12 protein-coding genes are annotated in these 22,132 nt (G+C 69.5%); 4 read left to right on the forward strand and 8 right to left on the reverse strand.

Features of this window, described 5'->3' with window-relative positions:
• Window positions 1–2 precede the first annotated feature (2 nt).
• From PX653_RS09325 to PX653_RS09335, 3 genes are all read right to left on the reverse strand, one after another.
• The gene (locus PX653_RS09325; protein WP_277417614.1) at window positions 3–2,144 is read right to left on the reverse strand and encodes a TonB-dependent siderophore receptor; all 2,142 of its coding nucleotides are present in this window, start codon (window positions 2,142–2,144) and stop codon (window positions 3–5) included.
• A gap of 206 nt (window positions 2,145–2,350) precedes the next feature.
• The gene (locus PX653_RS09330) at window positions 2,351–2,689 is read right to left on the reverse strand and encodes a hypothetical protein (protein WP_277417615.1); all 339 of its coding nucleotides are present in this window, start codon (window positions 2,687–2,689) and stop codon (window positions 2,351–2,353) included.
• 169 nt (window positions 2,690–2,858) lie between these two features.
• Window positions 2,859–5,834, reverse strand: coding sequence for a TonB-dependent receptor (locus PX653_RS09335; RefSeq protein ID WP_277417616.1), 2,976 nt, complete (start codon window positions 5,832–5,834; stop codon window positions 2,859–2,861).
• Window positions 5,835–6,039: 205 nt separating this feature from the next.
• Between PX653_RS09335 and PX653_RS09340 the strand changes: the two genes are divergently transcribed.
• Together PX653_RS09340 and PX653_RS09345 are read left to right on the forward strand one after the other, a co-directional pair.
• Window positions 6,040–8,406, forward strand: a complete 2,367-nt coding sequence (locus tag PX653_RS09340) for a hybrid sensor histidine kinase/response regulator (protein WP_277417617.1) — start codon at window positions 6,040–6,042, stop codon at window positions 8,404–8,406.
• A 164-nt stretch (window positions 8,407–8,570) separates the two neighbouring features.
• On the forward strand, window positions 8,571–9,227 hold the full coding sequence (locus PX653_RS09345; protein ID WP_277417618.1) for a zinc ribbon domain-containing protein: 657 nt from the start codon (window positions 8,571–8,573) through the stop codon (window positions 9,225–9,227).
• 138 nt (window positions 9,228–9,365) lie between these two features.
• Here the strand turns inward: PX653_RS09345 and cphA are convergent, their stop codons facing one another.
• Together cphA and PX653_RS09355 are read right to left on the reverse strand one after the other, a co-directional pair.
• On the reverse strand, window positions 9,366–11,981 hold the full coding sequence (cphA, locus tag PX653_RS09350; protein ID WP_277417619.1) for a cyanophycin synthetase: 2,616 nt from the start codon (window positions 11,979–11,981) through the stop codon (window positions 9,366–9,368).
• Between the two features lie 32 nt (window positions 11,982–12,013).
• Entirely contained in the window at window positions 12,014–12,853 is an 840-nt protein-coding gene (locus PX653_RS09355) for a cyanophycinase (RefSeq protein ID WP_277417620.1), read from the reverse strand.
• A gap of 192 nt (window positions 12,854–13,045) precedes the next feature.
• Between PX653_RS09355 and PX653_RS09360 the strand changes: the two genes are divergently transcribed.
• Together PX653_RS09360 and PX653_RS09365 are read left to right on the forward strand one after the other, a co-directional pair.
• A complete protein-coding gene (locus PX653_RS09360) occupies window positions 13,046–16,960 on the forward strand; it encodes a CHASE domain-containing protein (RefSeq protein WP_277417621.1) in 3,915 nt (1,304 codons plus the stop codon).
• A gap of 109 nt (window positions 16,961–17,069) precedes the next feature.
• Window positions 17,070–18,638 (forward strand): MHYT domain-containing protein, encoded by a 1,569-nt coding sequence (locus tag PX653_RS09365; RefSeq protein ID WP_277417622.1) that lies wholly within the window; start codon window positions 17,070–17,072, stop codon window positions 18,636–18,638.
• A 234-nt stretch (window positions 18,639–18,872) separates the two neighbouring features.
• Here PX653_RS09365 and PX653_RS09370 read toward each other — a convergent pair whose 3' ends face one another.
• The 3 genes from PX653_RS09370 to PX653_RS09380 all read right to left on the reverse strand — a co-directional run bounded on the left by PX653_RS09370 (window position 18,873) and on the right by PX653_RS09380 (window position 21,985).
• Window positions 18,873–19,148, reverse strand: a complete 276-nt coding sequence (locus PX653_RS09370) for a hypothetical protein (RefSeq protein ID WP_307731055.1) — start codon at window positions 19,146–19,148, stop codon at window positions 18,873–18,875.
• A 49-nt stretch (window positions 19,149–19,197) separates the two neighbouring features.
• Window positions 19,198–19,446 carry a hypothetical protein gene (locus PX653_RS09375; protein WP_277417623.1) on the reverse strand — a complete coding sequence of 83 codons (249 nt, stop codon included), beginning with the start codon at window positions 19,444–19,446 and terminating at the stop codon, window positions 19,198–19,200.
• A gap of 256 nt (window positions 19,447–19,702) precedes the next feature.
• A complete protein-coding gene (locus PX653_RS09380) occupies window positions 19,703–21,985 on the reverse strand; it encodes a TonB-dependent receptor (RefSeq protein ID WP_277417624.1) in 2,283 nt (760 codons plus the stop codon).
• Window positions 21,986–22,132 lie beyond the last annotated feature (147 nt).

Below are 22,132 nucleotides of genomic sequence, written 5' to 3' on the forward strand. Positions count from 1 at the left end.
TTTCAGAATTTGGCTTGCAGGCCCAGTACCGCCGCGCGCCGCGCGCCGGGCGCGACCCACGTGGACTGGTAGGAACTGGTGTAGAACGTGCGGTCGAACAGGTTGTCGATGTCGAGCGACACGCGCAGGCGCGGTGTCACGCGCCACCACGCGGTCAGGCGCGCCTGCGTGTAGCCGGGCAGCTCGAACACGGGTGTGCCGGCCGCCACCTGCACCTGGGTGCGCGAGTCGCCCGGCCGGCGCGCGCTGTACGTCACGCCGCCGCCCACGCCGAACGGCCGCCCCGCCGCCACGCCTTCGTACGTCAGCAGCACGCTGCCGTTGACGCGCGGGACGTTGACCAGGCCGGCGCCGACTTCCAGCACGTTGTCGCGCACCACCTCGGCATCGATGACCGACAGGCTGGCATTGGCGCGCCAGTGGCGGTCCAGCTGCCCCGTTAAGTCGGCATCGAGCCCGCGGCTGCGCACCGCGCCGGCGACGATCGAGTAGCCCGGGTTGGCCGGGTCGGCCGTGACCACGTCGCGCTTGTCGATGTCGAACAATGCCAGCGTGGCGCCCGCGCGACCGTCCGCGCTCTCCCATTTGGCGCCGGCTTCGACCGCCCGGCCGTGTTCCGGCGCCAGCGCGGCCCCCGCCGCGTCGGTGCCGCTGTTGGGCCGGAACGAGCGGCCGGCATTGGCGAACAGCGTCCAGCGCGGCGAGGGCAGGTACGACACGCCCAGGCGCGGCGATACGGCATGCGGGGTCTGCGTGGTGACGACGCCACTGCGGCGGTTGACCAGCGACTGCTCGTAGCGGTCCAGCCGCACGCCAGCCAGCAGGCGCCAGGCGTCGCCCAGGCGCAGCGCATCCTGCAGGTACAGCGCCTCGTTGCGCTGCCGTTCGCGCGTGTCGGTGGCCGGCAGCACCTGCGGCAGCTGGTCCGGCGTGCGGTAGACCGGGGCCAGCACGTCGATCGCGTAAGGCGCCGTGGTACTGGGCAGCACGCGCAGCATCCGCTGGTCGTTGCGGAAGCGGTAGCCCTCGACACCCAGCAGCACGTCATGGCCGATACCGCCCCAGCGCGCCTGGCCGGCCAGCTCGGCCTGCAGCACGATATCGCGCGACTCGTAGTCGCGGAAGCGGCGCTGGCGCCGCAGGGTGCGCCCGTCCGGCTGCAGCGCGGCCGAGCTTTCCGTCGCGGTGCCCAGGATCGACCCTTCCTTCCAGGCCAGTCCGGCCCGCAGGGCCCAGCGCTCGCCGCCCTCTTCGCGCAACACGTGTTCCAGCGTCAGCTGGTGGGTGGTATTGGCGACAGTCAGGTCGCCGTCGGCCGGCTCGCCCAGGAAGCGCGAGCGCGGCAGCGCATCCAGGCGGCCGCCGACGGCAGCGATGCCGCGGTCCATCAGGCCCCGGTGCCGTTGCCATTCGCCGCGGTAGTCGACGGTGGTGCCGGGCGCTGCGCGCCAGGTCAGCGCCGGTGCCAGCAGCGTGCGGCGGGTCGTCACGAAGTCGCGCATGCTGCCCCGCTTTTCGGCCGCCGCGTTGATGCGGTACGCCACGTCGGCGGCCAGCGGTCCGGTCGCGTCCAGCGTGGTGCGGTACAAGTCGTCGCTGCCGGCATAGGCTTCCAGCGCCTGCGCGCTGCGCCACAGCGGCCGCTTGGTGACGATATTGAGCGTGCCGCCCGGCTCGCTGGCGCCGTACAGCGCGGCGGCCGGCCCCTTGAGGAATTCGATGCGTTCGATATTGGCCGTGTCGCGCGGGCCGTGGTAGCCGCGGTTGCCCGCAAAGCCGTTCTGCAGCAGCGCCATGCCGGTATTGGAATCGCCTGCCAGGCCGCGGATGGCGATGTTGTCCCACATGCCGCCGAAATTGTTCTGGCGCGAGACGCCGCCCACGTAGTCGAGGGCGTCGTCCACGCGGGTGGCGCCCAGGTCGTCCAGCGACTGGCGCGACATGACGCGCACGGCCTGCGGCAGTTCGCGCAGCGGCAGGCTGGTCTTGGCGCCGTCGGCTTCGCTCGCGTGATAGGCCCCGGCGGAGCGGCGCCCCACGACTTCGACCACATCGACTTCCTGCGCCAGCACGGCAACGCACGGCATGGCCAGCACGGCGCCGGCCACCAGGGAACCGGCTACGGATACGGATTGAACTTTCATGATGCTTTCTTCTGTTGTTGCGAACGGGTGCGCCGCCGGCATGCACGGCCGCCGTACGCGCGCTCGGGGCGTACGACGGCCGTGCCGGCGGCAGGATAGGGATGGGTTCCGGCGGACGCGCGCGGTCAGGCGCACGCACAAAGGCGCGGCGCACGCGGGCGGCGACAAGCCGCGCTCAAGCGCAGCGAGCGGTCAGCGGTCGGCGGTCAGCGGAACGTGGGAAGAGCGGCGGGTGGCGCCTGGCGCGCCGGAATGAGATAGCTCGGCGCGGGCGTGAAGCAGTAGACGGGCAGCCGGGCCAGGACCCAGGCCACGGCCAGCAGCACGGCCAGCACCAGGGCGTGGGCCGGCGGCAGGTCGCCCAGCAGGTTGCCGCTCACCTGGCAGCTGACGCAGTCGGTCTTGACGTCGGCCAGGTCGTGGTGGTGCGTGGAAGCCAGCAGCAGGCCCACCGTGAACACGGCCACGCACAGCCACACCAGCACGCGCATGGCGCGCGGCAGCGTGCGGCTGGCAGCGGTCGTCGGTTCGGTGGCGAGGTACATGGGTAGCGGACCTTCGTTGGGATGCGGGCGAGTATAGCATCGGGTTGCTCGAAAACCAACCGGCGCTTGATGACACCAGTCGACACCGGGGACAGGCATGCTTACGGGCGATGTCCCATGCGGCGCGTGCAAACTTCGGGGACGGTCCCCTGCGGGGACAGTCCCCAGGTCAGAACTTGTAGCTCAACCCCAGCACGAACGAGCGCCCCGAATGCACATACAGCAGCGTGTCGTCGCGGCCCGTGTCACGGCCGTAGCGCAGCGGTTCGTCCGTCACGTTCTGGCCCTCGAAGCTGACGCGCAGCTGGGGCGTCAGGTTGTACGACAGCGAGAAGTCGACGTTGGTGGACGCATCGACGATCGTGTTGTCGTGGCCCTGCACGTCGCCCAGCACCGCCAGCAGGTAGCTGGAGCGGTGCGCCGCCGATACGCGCGCGCTGAACTTCGGGTCCTCGTAGTACAAGGTCAGGTTGGCCGCGCGCGGCGACAGGCCCGTGAAGTTGTCCGTCACCGTCAACTGCTCGTTGGCCGCCGTGTTCGGGTTGTCCACCCGCGTGATGTACGTGATCTTCGATTTGACGTACGTGTAGTTGGCCAGCAGGCCGAGATTGCTCCAGCGGCCCGGCAGGAAGCTGAACGGCGCCTGCAGGTTCGCCTCCAGCCCGTTCAACGGCCCGCCCGGCGTATTGACCTTGCGGCTGACGACCACCGTCGACGACGGCAGCGTGGGACAACCCGGCGTGCCCCCCGTCAGCGAGCAGCCGCCGCCCAGCAGCAGTTCGTTCGGCAGGCCCAGCGACGAGTACACGGCCCGCTCCGACACGGTCTGGATGAACGAGTCGATCTCCTTGCGGAACACGCCCAGCGACACCATCGCGTTCTTGGCGTAGTACCACTCGGCCTGCAGGTCGTAGGTGCGGGCGCGGATCGGATCGAGTTCGCCGTTGCCGATCGAGACCGCCTGCGCGAATGGCGCCACGGTGGCCGACGGCGTCAGGTCCACGTACTCGGGCCGCGACAGCGTCTTGCCGGCCGAGAAGCGCAGGAACACGTCGCGCGGCAGTTGGGCCGTCAGGTTCAGCGCGGGCAGCCAGTCGCGGTACTTTTTCGTGACGACGTTCGGCACCAGGGCGCCGTTGGCGTTAACCAGCGCCATCGACGTGGCCGTGGTCTCGGCGCCGCGTACGCCCACGTTGCCGCGCCAGGAAATGCCGGCCAGGTCGTAATTGAAATCGACCATGCCATACAGCGCGTCGATCTTCTCCTCCACGCGCCGGTTGGCCTGGCCCAGCACGTTGTATTCGGACCCCGGCACCGCGGCGCAGTGGCATTCGATGTCGTAGACGGCGCGCAGCTTGTCCAGGTCCACGGCTGTCCACGACGAGGGCACCCCGCTGCCGCCCAGGCCCGACCCGAATCCCGTGATCTGGCGCGTCAGGCTGGCCAGCGTGACGCCGGCCGGCAGCGCCAGGCCGTTGCCGCCGGAGCCGATCTCCAGGTTGCTCCACGCGTTCTCGCGGCGCGACACGCCCAGCTTGACGGTGGCACGGTCGTTGACCTCCCAGCTGCCATTGAGCTCGGTGGTGCGCAGCTTGTTGCGCGTGTTCAGGTAGCGTCCCACGAACTGGCCGTGCAAGGTGCCGTCCGCCTCCTGCGGGCCGAAGGTGAAGTTGGCGGGATTGGCCACGTCGATGCCGAAGTTCAGGGTCGGCACGTTGCGGTTGTTGCGGAAGTCGAACTCGAAGCCGTTCACGTTGGGCGCGTCGAACTGCACGGTGGCGCGCATCGGCTCATCCAGTTCCGAATCCGACGTCCCGTGCAGGAAGTTGACCTTCAACCGGTCGGAGAACCTATGGCTGCCGGACAGCACGTGCTGCCGGAACCTGGTCGTGTAGACGTCCAGCAGCCCTTCGGTGCGGATGTCCACGCCGTTGAACTTGCCGTAGTCCCAGCTGCCGTTCGCGTCGAAGTGGGCGTCGACGATCGACGTCTGCGGCTTGCCGTTGGCCTGCGCCAGGCTGCGCGCGAACGAGATGGCGGAGATGTAGTTGTCGTAGCGCTTGTTGGCGAACTTCCCGTACATCAGGTCGAGGTTCAGTTCCGTCGCCGGGCTTGGGCGCCACTGCAGCGCACCCGTCAGGCCGGTGCGTTCGTAGTCGGTCTGCGAACGGCGGTAACGCGGCAGGCGCGGGTGGAACGCGCCCGAACCGGGGGGCGGCGCCGCCACCGTGCCGCCGTAGTCGTCGGTGCGGCCCATCACGTCGGTCCAGGCGGCCGCGCTGCCTGTGCGTGGCACGCCGACGCCGCAATTGGCCGCGTCGATGCCCTTCACGGCGCTGCTGGCCGGGTTCTGCGGCGTGGCGCCCAGGGGCGAGCAGAAGCCGCCGTCGAAGCTGGCCGACAGCAGCTCCACGCCCTCGTAGCCTTCCTCGGTGGCGCGCCGCTTGGCATAGGCGCCGGAGACCAGCGCGCCGAACTTGCCGTAGGCCGTGTCCCAGCGGTCCGACAGCAGCGCCGTCATGCGTGGCTGGGTCTTCTCCGTCAGCGTGTTGTGGAACTGCTGCGCGCCCAGGCTGAACGTGCGGCCCTTGAAGTCGAACGGACGCGCCGTGCGCAGGTCCACGGTGGCGCCCAGCGAGCCTTCCTCGACGGCCGCCTCGGAGGTCTTGCGCACTTCCAGGCTGTTGAACAGTTCCGAGGCGAACACGGAGAAGTCGAAGCCGCGCGAGCGGTTGGTGCTGCCGTTGATGTCCGAGGAGCCCGTGGCCGCGACACCCTCGATGCCGTTGATGCGCACGCGCGTAAAGCCCGCGTTCAGGCCGCGTACGGTGATCTGCTTGCCCTCGCCGCCGTCGCCCCGCGCCAGCGCCACGCCGGGCACGCGCTGCAGCGACTCGGCCAGGTTCGCGTCCGGGAACTTGGCGATGTCCTCGGCCTTGATGACGTCGACGATGCCGTCCGAGTTCTTCTTCGTGTTCAGCGCGCTGTTCAGGCTGGCGCGAAAGCCCGTCACCACCACCACGGCCGGATCGGCGCCCGGCTCCTGTGCCCACGCGGGCGCGCCCGCGCCCGTTCCGATAACCGCCAGCGCCAGCGCGAGCGCCGTCGGCCGTACCGTGATGCTTGTCTCCCTGCTTGTATTCATGCCCTGTCCCCGCTTGATCAGATGGATGCCCGTTGCTGCAGGCGTTCCGATGTTAGGGCAGCACGTTGCCGCTGGGCGTATCGTTTTGCAATCAATCAACGACTTGAGCGGCACGTTGCGTCCACACCACGCGCATGGGAACGGGACGATTTCTTATTGTTCAGTAAAATAGCGGATCGACACAGCGTACATCTCCGTGCACACCATGCAATCTGACGCCCAGGCGTTCCTGGACAATGGCGGCGCCATGGGCACGCGGATCGCCGCCCATGACTGGGCCGGCCATCCGCTGGGCCCCATCGAAGGCTGGCCGCCTGCGCTGCGTACGGCGCTGGGCATTGCCCTGGGCACGTCCTTCCCCACGTTCGTCACGTGGACGGACAACCTGTACATGTTCTTCAACGACGCCTACCGCCCCGTGCTGGGCGCCAAGGCCGACTGGGCGCTGGGCCGTCCGCTGCGCGAGGTGTGGTCGGAAGCCTGGCCCGCCGTCGGCGCCATCGTCGAGCAGGCGCTGGCGGGCGAATCGTGCTTCTTCGAGAATTTCCCCGTCACGCTGGAACGCAACGGCTATCCCGAGCAAACCTGGTTCACGTTCTCGTACAGTCCCGTGCGCGACGAGCGCGGCGCCGTGTCGGGCCTCGTCTGCCTGGTGGTGGAGGACACGGCCAAGGTGCTCGCCCTGGCACGCCACAAGCAAGCAGAGGAACGCCTGGCGTTGTCGCTGGAGGCGTCCGGCAATATCGGCACCTGGTCGTACGATGCGGATACGGGCGCCACGTTCGTGGACGAGCGCTTCGCCCGCCTGTTCCAGGTCGATGCGGCGCTGGCCAGTGCCGGTACGGACCTGGAACGCTTCACGTCCATGATCCATGGCGACGACCGCGCGCGCGTGGTCGCTGCCATCGCCGCCGCCATCCGCGACGAGTCGTTGTACGACATCGAGTACCGCATTCCCCAGCTCTGCGGCAAGGACGCATGGGTCAATGCGCGCGGCAAGGTGTTTACGGACCCCGCCACGGGCCGGCGCCGCTTCGCCGGCGTCGCGGTCGACATTTCGGCGCGCAAGGAAGCGGAACAGGCCCGGGCCGAGAGCGAACGCAAGTTCCGCTCGATCGCCAACGTCATTCCGCAGCTGGTATGGTCGGCCACGGCGGACGGCGTCAACGACTACCTGAACCACCGCTGGCAGGAATACACCGGCGTGCCCGACACGGCGGCCCGCGGCGCGGGCTGGCACGCCGCCGTCCACCCGGACGACCTGCCGGCCCTGCTGGACGCCTGGCAGCGCAGCCTGGCGGACGGCAGCGCCTTCCAGGTCGAACATCGCCTGCGCCATCATGCGGACGGCTTCCGCTGGGTACTGAATCGTGCACTGCCCGTGCGCGACGAAGCCGGTGCGATCACGCGCTGGATGGGCACCCTGACCGACGTGCATGACCACAAGCGCGCGGCGGAGGACCTGAAGGCGGCCGCCCGGCGCAAGGACGAGTTCCTGGCGATGCTGGCCCACGAGCTGCGCAATCCGCTGGCGCCGATCAGCAACGCGGCGCAGCTGCTGTCGCTGGCGCCCAACGACGCGGCCCGGGTGCGCCAGTCCAGCGACGTCATCACGCGCCAGGTGCGCCACATGACGAACCTGGTGGACGATTTGCTGGACGTTTCGCGCGTCACGCGCGGCCTGGTGGAGCTGGACCGCCAGGAGGTGGACATGAAAACGGTCGTCGCAAGTGCCGTCGAGCAAGCGCGCCCGCTGGTGGAAGCGCGCCGCCATGCGCTGGAACTGCACGTGGCGCCAGCGCCGGCATGGGTAGTGGGCGACCGTACCCGGCTGGTGCAGATCGTGGCCAATATCCTCAACAACGCCGCCAAGTACACGCCGCCCGGTGGGCGCATCGTGCTGGCGGTCGACACGCCTGGCGACGAGGTCCGCATTGACGTCACGGACAATGGCATCGGCATTGGCGCCAACCTGCTGCCGCACGTGTTCGAGCTGTTCACCCAGGCCGAACGCACGCCCGATCGCTCGCAGGGCGGCCTGGGCCTGGGACTCGCACTGGTGCACAGCCTCGTGCAGCTGCACGGAGGCCGGGTCGAGGCCCGTAGCGAAGGGCGCGACCGGGGCAGCCAGTTTACCGTCACGCTGCCGCGCACCGCCGCACCGGCGCGGGCCGTTGTGGCAAGTGCCGATCCGCCCGCCGTGACCAGCGCGGCGCGGGCCATCCTCGTGGTGGACGACAACGTCGATGCGGCAAATTCGCTGGCCCAGGTGCTGCAGTCGTATGGCCATGACACGCGTACGGCCGCCGGGCCGGGCGCCGCGCTGGCCGCCGCCGCCGAGCGCTGGCCGGACGTGTTCATCCTCGACATCGGCCTGCCCGGGATGGACGGCTGCGAACTGGCCGGCCACCTGCGTGCCCTGCCCGGCGCGCGCCCGGCCCTGTTCCTCGCCCTGACCGGCTATGGCCAGCCGCACGACCGCCAGCGTTCGCGCAGCGCCGGCTTCCAGCATCACTTCGTCAAGCCCGTCGACCTGCCCGCCCTGGCCGGGTTGCTGGCGGGACTGGCCTGAGCCGACGTGCTGTGCGGGTCGGCCCCTGAGGGCCGAGCCCTGCCCTCCTCGATGGCGCATTTCGTCGCGGCCGCGGCCGGCGCGGCTTGCGCGCAACGGTTACGCGGACACGGCGTTGTCATTTCGCTATAATCGGCCGCTTATCTTGTCCACCGATCAGTGCCATGTCCGACGACCAACAAGCGTACAAGTTCTCCAACAACTATACCGACCTCAGCAATTCTTCGGGCCTGGACGCGGGCTTTCAATTCGAGTTCTATTGCCAGCGCTGCAGCGACCGCTGGCGCACTACCTTCAAGCCCTACCGCAGCGCCCAGGCGTCCGGCTGGCTGTCCAAGGGCGCCAGCATTTTCGGTGGCCTGCTGGGTAACGCCAGCTCCGTCCTGAACGGGCTGGCCGAAGCGGGCTGGCATTCGGCGCGGGATGGCGCCTTCAAGGACGCGCTGGCCGAGGGCAAGCAGCACTTCAACCGCTGCAGCGCCTGCCACGACTACGTCTGCGGCACGTGCTTCGACACGGAAAATGGCCTGTGCTACAACTGCGCGCCGAACGTGAAGGTGGCCATCACGCGCTCGCGCGCCCAGGGCGAGGTGCAGAGCGCATCGGAGATCGCGCACGACGAGGGCCGCACGCGTGGCGTGCGCCACGATGTGCGCCAGGAGATGCAGCTGGTGTGCCCGCAGTGCCGGGCCGAGACGCACGGCGCCAAATTCTGCCCCGAGTGCGGCTTCAAGATGGCGCAGCAGGTACAGTGCTCGGGGTGTTCCACCAGCCTGGAGCCGGGGACGAAGTTCTGTACCGAGTGCGGCCAGCGGCAGTAGTTGGCCTGGGCTGGGGTCTGTCCCGCAGGGACTGACCCCGAAGCTCGGCGCTGTCGATGCCTCGTGCGCCGCCGGCACATTGGCTGACTTCAGGGTCAGTCCCGTAGGGACGGACCCTGCGACCTCATGCGCCCGCGCTTACGCCACCAGCGCCTGCGCGATGCGCTCGGCGCTTTCCGGGTCGCTGACCCGCAGCGCGTCCACCAGCTCGTCGGTCGACGAACCGCAAGCGAACAGCAGCACGTCGCCAGGCTGGCAACGCGCCAGCGCCGTGCGCAGCGCCTCGCCGCAGTCCAGTTTCACCTTGCCGACCGGCCCCGCGCCGGCGGCGATCACGGCGGCACGCTCGCCCCGGGCCCGCCCGCGGTCCTCGGCGTTCCACTCGTACGCAACCACCTCGTCGAACGCGGCGCCGCAGGCGGCGCCGATGGCGGCCAGCGTATCGTCGCGCCGGTCGCCCGGCGCCGTCACGATGGCACAGGCGCGCCCGCGCGTCAGCGTGCGGGCCATCTGGCCCAGCGCCTGGTAGGCGGCCGGGTTGTGCGCGTAGTCGACGATCACCTTGATGCCGCGCACGTCATAGATATTGGTGCGCAGCGGGTTGCTGCGGCCGTCGCAGACGAACGACGCCAGGCCGTCGGCAATCGAGGCCACGCCGAAGTCGGTCGCCATCAGGGCGGCCGCCGCCGCCAGCGCGTTGGCGATATTGTGGCGCGCGCAGCCCTCCACCGCGGCCGGCATCTCCTCGGCCCACAGCAGCCGGTGGCGCGCCTGGCCGTCCGCCAGGATCAGCGCGCCGTCCTGCAGGTAGGCGGCGCGGCCGCCTCTTTCCAGGTGGCGCAGCAGGACCGGCGCTTCCGCATCGACGGCGAAGTAGATGGTCTCGACGCCCTCCGGCAAGGTGCCTGCGATCTGCACGCACAGTGGGTCTTCCGCATTCAGCACGCAGGCCTTGCGCGCCGAGCGGGCGACGACGCCCTTGACCTCGGCCAGCTGCTCGACGCTGTCGATGCCGTCCTGGCCCAGGTGGTCCGCCGTCACGTTCAGCACGACCGAGACGTCGCAGCGGTCGTAACCGAGGCCCCGCTTCATGATGCCGCCGCGCGCCGTCTCCAGCACCGCGAACTCGACTTCGGGCGCGCTCAGGACGGCGCGGGCGGACCAGTAGCCGCTGCAGTCGCCCTGCTGGATGCAGGCGCCGTCGAGGTACACGCCCTCGGTCGTGGCGCAGCCCGTGTGCAGGCCGGCCGCGCGCACCGCATGCTCCAGCATCAAGGTGGTCGTGGTCTTGCCGTTGGTACCCGTCACGGCGATGACGGGGATGCGGCCGTCGCCGTCGCCGAACATCGAATCGACGATGGCGGCGCCGGCATCGCGCGGCGTGCCGGCGCTCGGGTATTCGTGCATCCGGATGCCGGGTGCGGCATTGATCTCGATGAAGGCGCCGTTGCCGCCGGCCAGGGGCGCCGCGATGTCGCGGCAGACCAGGTCGATGCCGGCCACGTCCAGCCCCACCTTCTGCACGGCGCGCACGCACAAGGTGCGGGTCAGCGCGGGAAGCAGGTCCGTCACGTCCTCGGCGGTGCCTCCTGAGGACAGGTTGGCATTGCCGCGCAGGCGCGCGGTCACGCCGGCCGGCAGCACCGTGTCGAAGCTGTGGCCCTGTTCGGCCAGCGCCGTTTCCGTCAGGCCATCCAGCGGGATCTTCGTCAGGATGTTGGTATGGCCGTCGCCGCGCGCCGGGTTCCGGTTCTCGAGTTCCACCAGCTCGCGGATCGTGCTGGCGCCGTCGCCCGTCACCTGGGGCGGGCGCCGCCGCGCCGCCGCCACCACGCGCCCGCCCGCGACCAGGATGCGGTAGTCGTCGCCATCGATGAAGCGCTCGACGATGATGGTGCGGCCATGCTCGCGGGCCCGTTCGAATGCGATCTGGACTTCCTCGGGCGTGCCGCAGCGGGTCGTCACGCCGCGGCCATGGTTGCCGTCCAGCGGCTTGACGGTGACGAGGCCGCCCAGGCGGGCCGCGGCGCGCTGCGCCTGTTCCAGCGTGCGCACGGCCGTCCCTTCCGGCACCGGCACGCCGGCCTGCTGCAGCAAGGCCTTGGTCAGGCCCTTGTCGGATGCGATCTCGACGGCGATATGGCCCGTGTCGCCCGTGATGGTGGCCTGCAGCCGCTTCTGCTGGCTGCCCCAGCCCAGCAGGAACATATTGGCCTGCTCCGTCAGGCGCACATACGGGATGCCGCGCCGCTCGGCCGCGCGCAGGATGGCACCGGTACTGGTGCCGATCGCATGGCGCTCGGCCGTGTCGCGCAGCGCCGGCAGCCACGTTTCCAGGTCCACGGCAGCGCCTTGCGCCAGCGCCGTCACCAGGGCGATGGCGGCATCGACCGCCTCCAGCGCCACCTGCTCGGTGGCATAGGCCACGACGACGCGATAGCGGTCCGGTGCCCCGCCGGGACGGGTGCGGCCGAAGCTGACGGTGGTGCCGGCCTCGCACTGCAGGGCCAGGGCCACGTGTTCGACCACGTGGGCCAGGCTGGTGCCGGCACGCAGGGCCTGTACGAAGCCCGCATACTTGCCGATCGAGCAGCGGTGCTCGACCAGTTGCGGCAGCACGGCCAGCACGGCGTCGTTGAAGCCCGGCAGTTCGTCGGTCGGGCGGCGCTCGTCCAGCTCGAGCAGCGTCATCACGCAGGGTTTGTCGGAATAGTAGTTACGGCCGCGCAGGATGCGCTGTTCGATGATGTTCATGATGATGAAGTGGTGGTCAGTTGTTGTATTGGTCAATGGTTGAGCGCGGCCAGCACGGGCTGCAGCAGCGGCAGCAGCACGTCCGGCGGCCTGGCCAGCGCGGTACCGGTGGGAAGCACGTGCACCCGAACGTCCAGCATCAGCGGGATGTGGCCCGCTCCCACGTCGGCCAGGTTGGTCTGCAGGTGGCGGCCGTCCACCAGCGTGACGGCACCGGGGCCGACGACGTCGATGGCGCCGTCCGGTGCCAGGACCAGCGCCGTGTCCTCGTCCACGCCGATGCCGGCCAGGTCCGGATTGGCGGCGACCAGCGTCAGCAGCCGGTTGATGCGGTGCCGCTGCGAGAAGTGCTGGTCGATGATGCACTGGGCCAGCAGGCCCAGTCCGGCGCCCATGGCCACGGCGCCCTTCTCCGGACTGAATTCGGCACGCCCTTCCGTCACCATGTGCACGCCCAGTGCCGACGCGCCCGCGCTGGTGCCGCCGATGCAGATGCCCTGCTGCCGTACGCCGGTGCGAATGGCGTCGTGCAGCGGGGTGCCGCCGACGAGCGCCATCAGTCGCTTCTGGTCGCCGCCGCTGATGAAGATGCCCCTGGCCTCGGCCAGCTTCGCCACTGTCGCGGGGGCGGACGCATCGTCGCGGGTGCGCACGTGCAGCGCCTGGCAAGCGCGCGCGCCCGCTGCGGCGAAGGCCGGACGGTAGGCATCCCAGACTTCGTCCGGGACGGTGCTGGCCGCCGTCAGCACGACGATCGGCGCGGCGGGACCGCCGCACAGCTCGACGAAACGGCCCAGCACGTCGGGCGCTTCGGCGGGCGCTTCGGTGCCACCCACGATCATCACGGCGGCTGGCTTGGCTGGACGGTTCAATTGTTTCTCCCGTAACGGCATTATTTACACTGTTGGCAAAGAAGTATCGGGGCTGCCCGGCGTCCGTGCCATGGGCGCACGGCTTGTGGCGGTGTCGGCGCCCGCCTACAGCCGCAGCGCGACGGCGGCGTCACGTTCGCGCCGAGTCGGGCATCATGCGTGCATTGCCCACCGCGGAGACCCCGACCTGCCATGCGTACCCGTAGTCCCTCGGCATTGACCGGCCGCATAGGCGCCAACGTGCTGTGCACGGCCGCGTTCCTGGCCGCGGCCGCGCTGTGCGTGGTGCTGTCGATTCCACGCGGGAATGGCAGCCCGATCTGGCTGCCCACCGGTGTCGCGCTCGCGGCACTGCTGCAATGGGGACGCTGGCTGTGGCCCGGGGTCGCGCTGGGCAGCCTGCTGTTCAACCTGTACTTGATGGACAGCGGCCATGGCCTGTCTGCAGCCACGGCAGGAGCGGCCGCGCTGATCACGGCGGGCAACGTCCTGGCCCTGCTGCTGGCGCAGCGCGGCATCCGGGCGCTGGACCGGACCGTCAAGCGCGACAGCGCCGCCGTCGTGCACGGCTACCTCGGCATCGCTGCGGCCTGTTCCGCACTGGCGGCGGCGACCGGGGCCGTGGCCCTGGCCGCGGCGGGCGTCGTGCCGGTTGCCGAACGGGGCCCGGTGGCATTCGTATGGTGGCTGGGCGACATGACGGCCATGCTGGCCGTGACGCCGCTGCTGTCGGCGTGGGCCGACGCCACGGCCAGGCAGCGTTTGCGGGTCCACGCGGCCGAAACCGTCCTGGTGCTGCTTGCCAGTGGCGCGCTGGTGGCGGCCGTATTCCAGCTGGAGTGGCTTGGCGACGCGCAGCGCTACGGACCGCCGTTCCTTCTGCTGGTGCCGGTGGCCTGGGCGGCCCTGCGCCTGGGCGCCGCCGCCTCCACCGCTGTCGTCGTCATCGCCGCGGCGGGCGCCGTGCTGGCCACGCTGTGGGGCGATGGCCAGTTCGCCACGCGCAGCCAGTTGCACTCGCTGGTGGCGCTCGACCTGTATATCGCCATCCTGGCCGTGACGGGCATGGTGCTGACCAATACGAGCGCAGGCCATACCGATCCGGCCGGCCTGCCGGTGCGCAGCCGCTGGCCGGTGCTGATGCTGGCCCTGTGCCTGACGGTGACGATCGGTGCCTGGCATGCGGCGGCCCGCTATGGCGAACGGCGCATCAACGAGCAGTTCGCGGCGCAGGCCGATGCCGCCTGGCGCCAGATCGACTACCGCCTGGCCAACTACCGCCGCCTGCTGCGTGCGGGCAAGGCGTTTTTCGACGCCTCGGAGAATGTGACGGCGAACGAATGGCACAGCTTCGCCAGCAGCTTCGACATCGAGCACGCCTTCCCCGGCACCCAGGGCCTGGGCTTTGCCCAATGGGTGCCAGCGGCCGACCTGCCAGCCTTCGAGGCCGCGCGCCAGGGCCACTGGCCGGGATTCCGGGTGTGGCCGCGCATCACGGCCGGCCACGGCGCCGTGGTCACCTACCTGGAACCGCACAACGTGCGCAACGACCGGGCGATGGGCTTCGACATGTACGCCGAACCGGTGCGCCGCGCCGCGATGCAGGCCGCCGCCCGCCTGGGCCGGATCGGCAGCACGGCCGTCGTCACCCTCGTGCAGGAGGTCGAAAGCGACCGCCAGGTGGGCTTCCTGATGTACGAACCCGTGTATCGGCGCGGCGCACCCCACGCCACCCCGGCCGAGCGGCTGGCCGCGCTGTCGGGGTTCGTCTACAGCCCGTTCCGGCTGGGTGACATGATCGGCAGCATGGTGGGCCGCGAAGCGCCGTTCACGCTGCGCATCTGGGACGGCCCGCTGACACGCGGGCGGCTGATCTTCAGCAACGATACCGCACCGGCCCGGGGCAGCCGCTACGCACGTCCGCTCAGCCTTGCGCAGGCGATATCGGTCGACGAGACGGGGCGCTACTGGACGGTCGAGCTGACGGCCACGGATGCCTTCGAGGCCACGATCGACCGGCACAGCAGCCTGATCATCCTGGGCTTGGGCACCCTGATCAGCCTCCTGATGTTCGAGGTGGTGAAGAGCCTGGCGACGACCCGCTCGCGCGCGTTGCGCCTGGCCCAGGACATGACGCACGAGGTGCACGAGCAGCAGCGCGCCGTGCAGCGCTCCGAAGCGCGGCTGCGCCTGTTCACGGCCAGCGTGCGCAGCCACGCCATCATTTTCCTCGACAGCGCGGGCAACGTGGAGGCCTGGAACGAGGGGGCCGCCAACCTGTTCGGCTACAGCGACGAGGAGGCCGTGGGCCGGCCGCTGCCGGTGTGGGACGCCGCCGGCGCGGGCACCGACGCGCTGGTGCAGGCCATGGCCACGGGCACCTGCGCGGGCCTGCGCACCTTCGTCTGCAAGGATGGCAAGACGTTCGTCGGCGAAATGCAGCTGTCGGCCGTGCGGGCGGACGGCGCCGGCCCGCTGACCGGTTTTGCATTCATCGTGCGCGACGTCACGGAAGCGCAAGCGGCCGAGGAGCAGATGCGGCGTGCCAAGGAACACGCGGAAAGCGCCAGCCGGGCCAAGTCCAGCTTTGTCGCCAACATGAGCCATGAGCTGCGCACGCCGATGAACGCCGTGCTGGGCCTGGCCGCCGTGCTGGGGCGCACCCGGCTCGACAACGAGCAGAAAAACTTCGTCAACATGATCCGCACGTCCGGCCAGACACTGCTGGCGGTGCTGAACGATATCCTGGACTTCTCGAAGATCGAAGCGGGCCGCATCGAACTGGCTCCCGTGCCGATGGCACCGGACGCCCTGGCGCAGGTAGCCGCCGCGCTGATGGCCGTCAGCGGGGGCGGCCGGCTGCGCCTTGTCGTGGATGTCGATCCTGGCCTGCCGCTGGAAGTGGTGGCCGATCCGCTGCGGCTGGAACAGATCCTGACGAACCTGATCGGCAATGCGCTCAAATTTACGGAACGGGGCGCGGTGCACTGCCGCCTGCGCGCCGGCACCGGTGAGGCCGGCCAGCTGCTGCTGGTCGTGGAGGTCAGCGACACCGGCATCGGCATGGATCCGGACCAGTTGCAGCGCTTGTTCTCGCCATTCGTGCAGGCCGACGCGTCGATGAGCCGGCGCTTCGGCGGTACCGGCCTGGGCCTGACCATCGCGCGCGGCCTGGCCGAACGCATGGCGGGCCGCATCGACGTCACCAGCGCCCCCGGCAGCGGCAGCACGTTCGCCCTGACGGTGCCGGTGCAGCCCGTGCCCGATGCAACCGACCGCTACGCGCTGCCAGCGGGATGGCAGGGAATCGACGTGCTGCTGTTCGAATCCGACCCGGACGTGGCGGCGGCGCTGGCCCATGCCACCGTGCGCTGGGGCTGGCGCCTGTACCCCGTCAACGACTTCGACCAGGCCCGCGAGACGCTGGGCGGCACCGGTCCGCTGCCGCACCGGCTGGCGCTGATCGGCCCGGGCAGCCAGGGCGTGACACCGCTGGCGCTGCTGGCACCGCGGCGCGAACGGCTGCCGGCCGGCTTTGCGCTGGTGCAGATCAGCGCCGGCTTCGCGCCGCCCCTGGCCGGCGCCGCGCAGGCCTTCCCGTTCGCTCTCGTTCATGCGCCGGCCACGCGCGCGACGCTGCATGCGGCCCTGGGGCAGCTTGCACTGGCGCCTGCGAGCGGCGCGGCGGACGCGCCGGCGCCATCGCCGTCGGACCTGCCGCTGGCCGGCATGCACGTGCTGCTGGCCGAGGACCATCCCGTCAACCAGACCGTGGCGGTGACGATGCTGCGCTACGCGGGGGCCGAAGTGACGGTGGCGGACAACGGCCGCGCCGCCGTCGACGCGCTGCGACAGAACCCGGCGCGCTACGCCGTCGTGCTGATGGATGTGCAGATGCCGGAACTGGACGGGCTGCAGGCCGCGCGCATCGTGCGCGACACGCTGCGCCTGACGGTGCCCATCGTGGCCATGTCGGCTGGCGTGACCGAGGCCGAACGGACGGCCTGCCGCGCCGCCGGCATGGACGACTTCATCGCCAAGCCCGTCGAGGAGGAGGACATGGTGGCGACGCTGCTGCGCTGGCGCCCCGCATCATTTTACCTTTGATAACTGATGTTGCTTTCTCGCATCATCAAGGCGTTTAGCCGTGCTGCTTGCGCCCCTCCCCGCCCAGTCCGGTATAGTTGGTTGTACTCTTCGATGTGTCAGCCAGATCATGTACAGCGGTTATTTCGATCCCACGCTCGTTGTCGTTTCCATCCTGGTCGCGGTGTTCGCGTCGTACACCAGCCTCAGCCTCGCGGACCGCGTGCGCAGCTCGCGCGGCCACTCGGCCAAGCTGTGGACGGCCGGCGGCGCGCTGGCGATGGGCACCGGCATCTGGGCCATGCACTTCATCGGCATGCTGGCGTTTCGCCTGCCGATCCCCCTTGGCTACGACCTCGGCATCACGCTGCTGTCGCTGCTGTTGCCCGTCGCGGTCTCCGGCCTGGCGCTGTGGCAGCTGCGCGAACGCAACGTCGACAGCACCCGCCTGGCCGTCAGCGCCCTGCTGCTGGGGCTGGGCATCGCGGGGATGCACTACACGGGCATGGCCGCAATGCGGATGGACCCGGGCATCCGCTACGAACCGTTCGCGCTGGCGCTGTCCCTCCTGATCGCCATCGCGGCGGCCGCCGGCGCCCTGTGGATCGGCTACCGGCTGCGCCAGCGCACGCCGCGCGCCAGCCTGATCCAGGCCGCGGCGGCCACCGTCATGGGCCTGGCCATCGCCGGCATGCACTACACGGGCATGGCCGCCGCGCACTTTCCCGCCGGCGTGATCTGCCGCGCGGCCGCGGGCGGCGTCGATTACGCGACGCTGGCGCTGGCCGTTACGTTGGGCACGGCGGGCATCCTGACGATCGCCCTGGTGGTTTCCATCTACGACGCCCGCCTGGAGGCGCGCACGCACATCCTGGCCGCCTCGCTCGCCACGGCCGAGGAGCGTCGCGCCCAGTTCCTGCACGAGCACGAGGCCCGGGTAGCGCTGGCGCGTTTGAACGAGCAGAAGGACGAGTTCCTGGCCACGCTGTCGCACGAACTGCGCACGCCGCTGAACTCCGTGCTGGGCTGGTCGCAACTGCTGCAGCAACAGGGCGGCAAGGACGCCGGCGCGATGCAGCGCGGCCTGGCCGCCATCGAGCGCAACGCCCGCGCCCAGGCCCGCATGATCGACGAACTGCTGGACATGAGCGCCATCGCCGCCGGCAAGGTGCAGGTGTCGGCGGCCGCCACGTGGCCGGCCGATTTCATCAACGCCGCCGTCGAGACGATCCGTCCCGGCGCGCTGGCCGCCGGCGTGGAGTTGACGCTTCAGCTGGACCGCAGCGCCGGCCCGGTCTGCGCCGATGCCGCGCGCATGCAGCAGGTGATGGACAACGTGCTGGCCAATGCGATCAAGTTCACGCCTGCCGGCGGCCACGTCGTGGTGACCTTGAGCCGTACTGCCGAAGGCGTGGCGATCCGCGTGGCCGACACGGGCATCGGCATCGCCGCCGACTTCCTCCCGCACGTGTTCGAACGCTTCCGCCAGGCCGACGCCTCCACAACGCGGCGCCACGGCGGGCTGGGACTTGGGCTGTCGATCGCGCGCCAGCTGGTCGAACTGCAGGGCGGCGCCATCGCGGCGGAAAGCGCGGGGCCGGGCCAGGGCGCCGCCTTTACCGTGCGCCTGCCGCTGCACCAGGCCAGCACGGGCCGCCGCCGCGCCGCCCGCCCGGATCACGCGGGCTGCGGCGGCTGAGCCTTCGGTGCCCCATGCCAGGGCGCTGTGGCCCGGTTCATTGGGATCGGGGCACAGCGCCCAAGCAAACGGGCACCTGCCCGCGCGCCGCAGCGCGCAGGCAGGTGCCCGTTCCCGGTAGTGCGAACCGAGCGTCGGGCGACGCTCAGCTTTCGTTGGCCTGTCCTTCCGACTGCCGGGCCTGGTGCACCTGGGGCGACGGCTGGCCCTGGGGCGGACGAAATTCGGTGGGGCTCATGCGGTGCCGGCCGCGCCGGTCCCCATCAAATCGCGCAGCTCGCGGATGCCGATGCCGGAGGCCTCGTGCATGCGCAGCAGGATCGACGCCCCCACCGGCAAGCGGCCGTGCCGGATCTTGCTGACAATGGCGGGGGCCACATCGATCGCCCGCGCCAGGGCGGCGTCGTTGCGAGCGTTCAGTTTGGCCGCGAGCGTGTCGAGCAGTCTGCCGGGGCTGTACTCCCCGGCCTGTTCGCCTTGCGGCAGTTCGTCGTTCTCTTCGTAGTCCATTGCATCCTCCCCTTCGGTCTTCACACCATATGAATGATATGCAGGCGACCTACTGCAGCGCGCGGCGCTGCAGCGCACGGGCCACCTGGACCAGGATGGAGCGGGTCAGCGGTGCCTCGCGGTGTTCCTCCCGCGAAGCCTCGGCCAGCAGCCGCGCGGCACCGCGGGCGTTGTCCCCCGGCGCCGCCTGCAGCACGCGGCCGACCAGGTCGCACGCATCCAGGACAGCGTCGATCTCGACCTTGCGCAGTCCCAGGGTGTAGTGCGGCTCGGGGCCCATCAGCGTTTCGTTGTCCATGTCTGGTCTCCGCCTCCATTGAACTCCGGCACGATTGCTCACAGCATCGGCATCAAGGCCGATGTTTTGTCGGAATGCATGCCGTCGGGGTGTACGTTGCAGGCTGATGTCACGAAGGATGGGCGGACTGCGGACGACTGCGGCCCCATATCTGATGAGTAAGATGGTAGTCGCCCTGAAAATTCATTACCACCAGGGCACAGCGCCAAAAAAAACGCCGCCCGAAGGCGGCGCTGAACTCACTCTGGATTACCGGTCAGAAGGCGAACGAAGCGGTCACCACCGCCGTGCGGCCCGGTGCCACGCCGGCATAGTGCGGCGAGCTGACCTTGTCGTAGTACAGCTTGTCCGTCAGGTTCTGCACGTTCAGCTGCAGCGTGACGTTCTTGTTGACTTCATAGCTGGCCATCGCGTCGAAGCGGGTGTAGCCCGGCGCGTACTTCGTGTTGTTGACGTTGGCGTAGACCTTCGACACGTAGTTGACGCCGCCGCCTACCGTCACGCCCGGCAGCACCGTGTACGACGTCCACAGCGAAGCGCTGTTCTTCGGCGTGGTCGGGAACACGTTGCCGTTGTAAGGCGACGGCTGGTACACCGCCGGCTGGCCGGTGGCGGCCGTGTTGATGTAGCCGTTGTCGTCCAGGCGACCGTCCAGCCACGTGTAGCCGCCGAACACCATCCAGTTCGGTGTGATGTTGCCGGAGATGCCCAGCTCGATGCCTTCGACGCTCTTCTTGCCCACGTTCTGCGTGGTGCCGTCCGGCGCCGTCACGCGGGCGTTGTTCATCTCGCTCTTGAACAGCGCGGCGCTCAGCGACAGGCGGCGTGCCAGCACTTCCCACTTGGTGCCCAGCTCGAAGTTCTTGCTGTCCTGCGGCTTCAGGTTGTGCACCGTGACGGACAGGCCGTCCGAGCCGTCGCCGCCGTCGTTGCCCGGTGGCGTGGACGACGTGCCGTACGATACGTACACGCTGCTGTTGGTCGACGGCTTGTAGACCAGGCCGGCCTGGTAGTTGGTGAAGTTGCTCTTCACTTCCGCATGTTGCGCGTTGGTGGTCTTGCCATCGAGCGTATACTGCGGCACGTCCAGCTTGGAGCGGTAGTCGTCCCAGCGCAGGCCCAGGTTCAGCAGCCACTGCGGCGCCAGCTCGACTGTGTCGAACGCATAGGCCGAACGGGTGTTCGTGTGCACGTTGGTGCGGGCCGGCGACACGGTGCGGGTGTACTCCCACGGGTCGTTGGCGTTCGGATTGACCAGCGACGTGCAGTTGTACAGCGTCTCGGCGCCGAAGGTCGGGCAGGTGAACGTCTTCGTCTTCGGGTTGTTGGTGCCCGGGGCGAACAGGTAGCTGCTGCGATCCGTTTCCTCGCGGCCGATCTCGATGCCGGTCGTGAACGTGTGCTTCATGCCGGCCAGCTGGCGCGAGCCGGACAGGCTCGTCGTATTGGCCAGCGAATCGGTCTGCGTCACGCGGGTATTGGCACGGCGCCACACGGTGCCGTACAGGACCGTGTTGCCCTTCGAGTCGTCCGGCTGCGTCCACACGTAGTCATTCGTGTTGCGACCGTAGCGGGTGACGTTGCGCACCGTCAGGCCGTTGCCCAGGTCGTGCTTGACGTCGAAGGTGCCGATGTCGGTCTCGGTGTCGCGGAAGTCGCGGTTGACCAGGCCGTAGTAGCTATCGCGCGGTACGTCCAGCGGCGTGCCGTTGCCGTTCTTGGCCACGTTCGGGCCCGTCGAGAACGGGTTGTCGAACGGGATGCCGGTGTCGGGCAGCTCGCTCGACTCCATGTGGTAATAGCCGATCGACACGCGGGTCGGGCCCGTCAGGCCGAACGTGACGGTCGGCGCCACGCCCCAGCGGTCGCCGTGGATCTCGTTGCGACCCGCCACGTGGGCGTCGTGACCCATCACGTTCAGGCGCACGGCGGCGTTGTTGCCGATGTTGCGGTTCAGGTCCGCCGTGACGCGGCGGTATTGCGACGTGCCGACACCGACGGTGGCGTTGTTGAAGTCCTCCGCCTTGGCCGTCTTGCTGACCAGGTTGACGCCACCACCCGCCGACGAGCGGCCGCCGTACGCGGAATTCGGGCCCTTGACGACTTCGACCTGCTCCAGCGCGAAGATCTCGCGCGAGGCCGAGCCCGTGTCGCGGATACCGTCGACATACGTGTCGGTCTGGGCGTTGTAGCCGCGGATGAACAGGTTGTCGCCCACCGGGTTGCCGCCTTCGCCGGCGCCGATCGTGATGCCGGGGACGGTGCGCAGCGCATCGGTCAGCGACGTGGCGCCGGTCTGGGCGATCACCGCTGTCGGGATGACGGTCACGGATTTCGGCGTGTCCAGCAGCGGTGCGGTGAACTTGTCCGAAACGGACGTGCGGACCTGGAAGTCGCTGGTGGCGCGGCCTTCGACGCGCACTTCCGGCAGCTTCTGGTCGGCGGTCTGCGCGTGCAGCGCCAGGGGCATCGCCAACGTGGCGATGGCCAGCGCGGCAGGGTGTTTCACGGTCTTGATGTACGGATTGCGGGTCGTCATTCTGGGGAAGTCTCTCTGGCTGGCTGGTTTGCTGGCGCCGGTGCGGCAGTGCTGCGACCGTCACCGTACTCACCCGCGGCGATGTCGCAGGTGAGAGTAATAATGCGAATCATTCTTATTATTGCACGGAGTATTGCATTGTGTCTA

Origin of the sequence: Pseudoduganella chitinolytica (assembly GCF_029028125.1) — a bacterium.
In the GTDB taxonomy this organism is placed as follows: Bacteria; Pseudomonadota; Gammaproteobacteria; order Burkholderiales; family Burkholderiaceae_D; genus Rugamonas; species Rugamonas chitinolytica.

Coding starts and splice junctions, on each gene's coding strand:
- PX653_RS09345 (WP_277417618.1), top strand. CDS start 8,571: ATGTCCGACGACCAACAAGCGTACAAGTTCTCCAACAACTATACCGAC.
- PX653_RS09325 (WP_277417614.1), bottom strand. CDS start 2,144: ATGAAAGTTCAATCCGTATCCGTAGCCGGTTCCCTGGTGGCCGGCGCC.
- cphA (WP_277417619.1), bottom strand. CDS start 11,981: ATGAACATCATCGAACAGCGCATCCTGCGCGGCCGTAACTACTATTCC.
- PX653_RS09375 (WP_277417623.1), bottom strand. CDS start 19,446: ATGGACAACGAAACGCTGATGGGCCCCGAGCCGCACTACACCCTGGGA.
- PX653_RS09365 (WP_277417622.1), top strand. CDS start 17,070: ATGTACAGCGGTTATTTCGATCCCACGCTCGTTGTCGTTTCCATCCTG.
- PX653_RS09330 (WP_277417615.1), bottom strand. CDS start 2,689: ATGTACCTCGCCACCGAACCGACGACCGCTGCCAGCCGCACGCTGCCG.
- PX653_RS09360 (WP_277417621.1), top strand. CDS start 13,046: ATGCGTACCCGTAGTCCCTCGGCATTGACCGGCCGCATAGGCGCCAAC.
- PX653_RS09340 (WP_277417617.1), top strand. CDS start 6,040: ATGCAATCTGACGCCCAGGCGTTCCTGGACAATGGCGGCGCCATGGGC.
- PX653_RS09370 (WP_307731055.1), bottom strand. CDS start 19,148: ATGGACTACGAAGAGAACGACGAACTGCCGCAAGGCGAACAGGCCGGG.
- PX653_RS09335 (WP_277417616.1), bottom strand. CDS start 5,834: ATGAATACAAGCAGGGAGACAAGCATCACGGTACGGCCGACGGCGCTC.
- PX653_RS09380 (WP_277417624.1), bottom strand. CDS start 21,985: ATGACGACCCGCAATCCGTACATCAAGACCGTGAAACACCCTGCCGCG.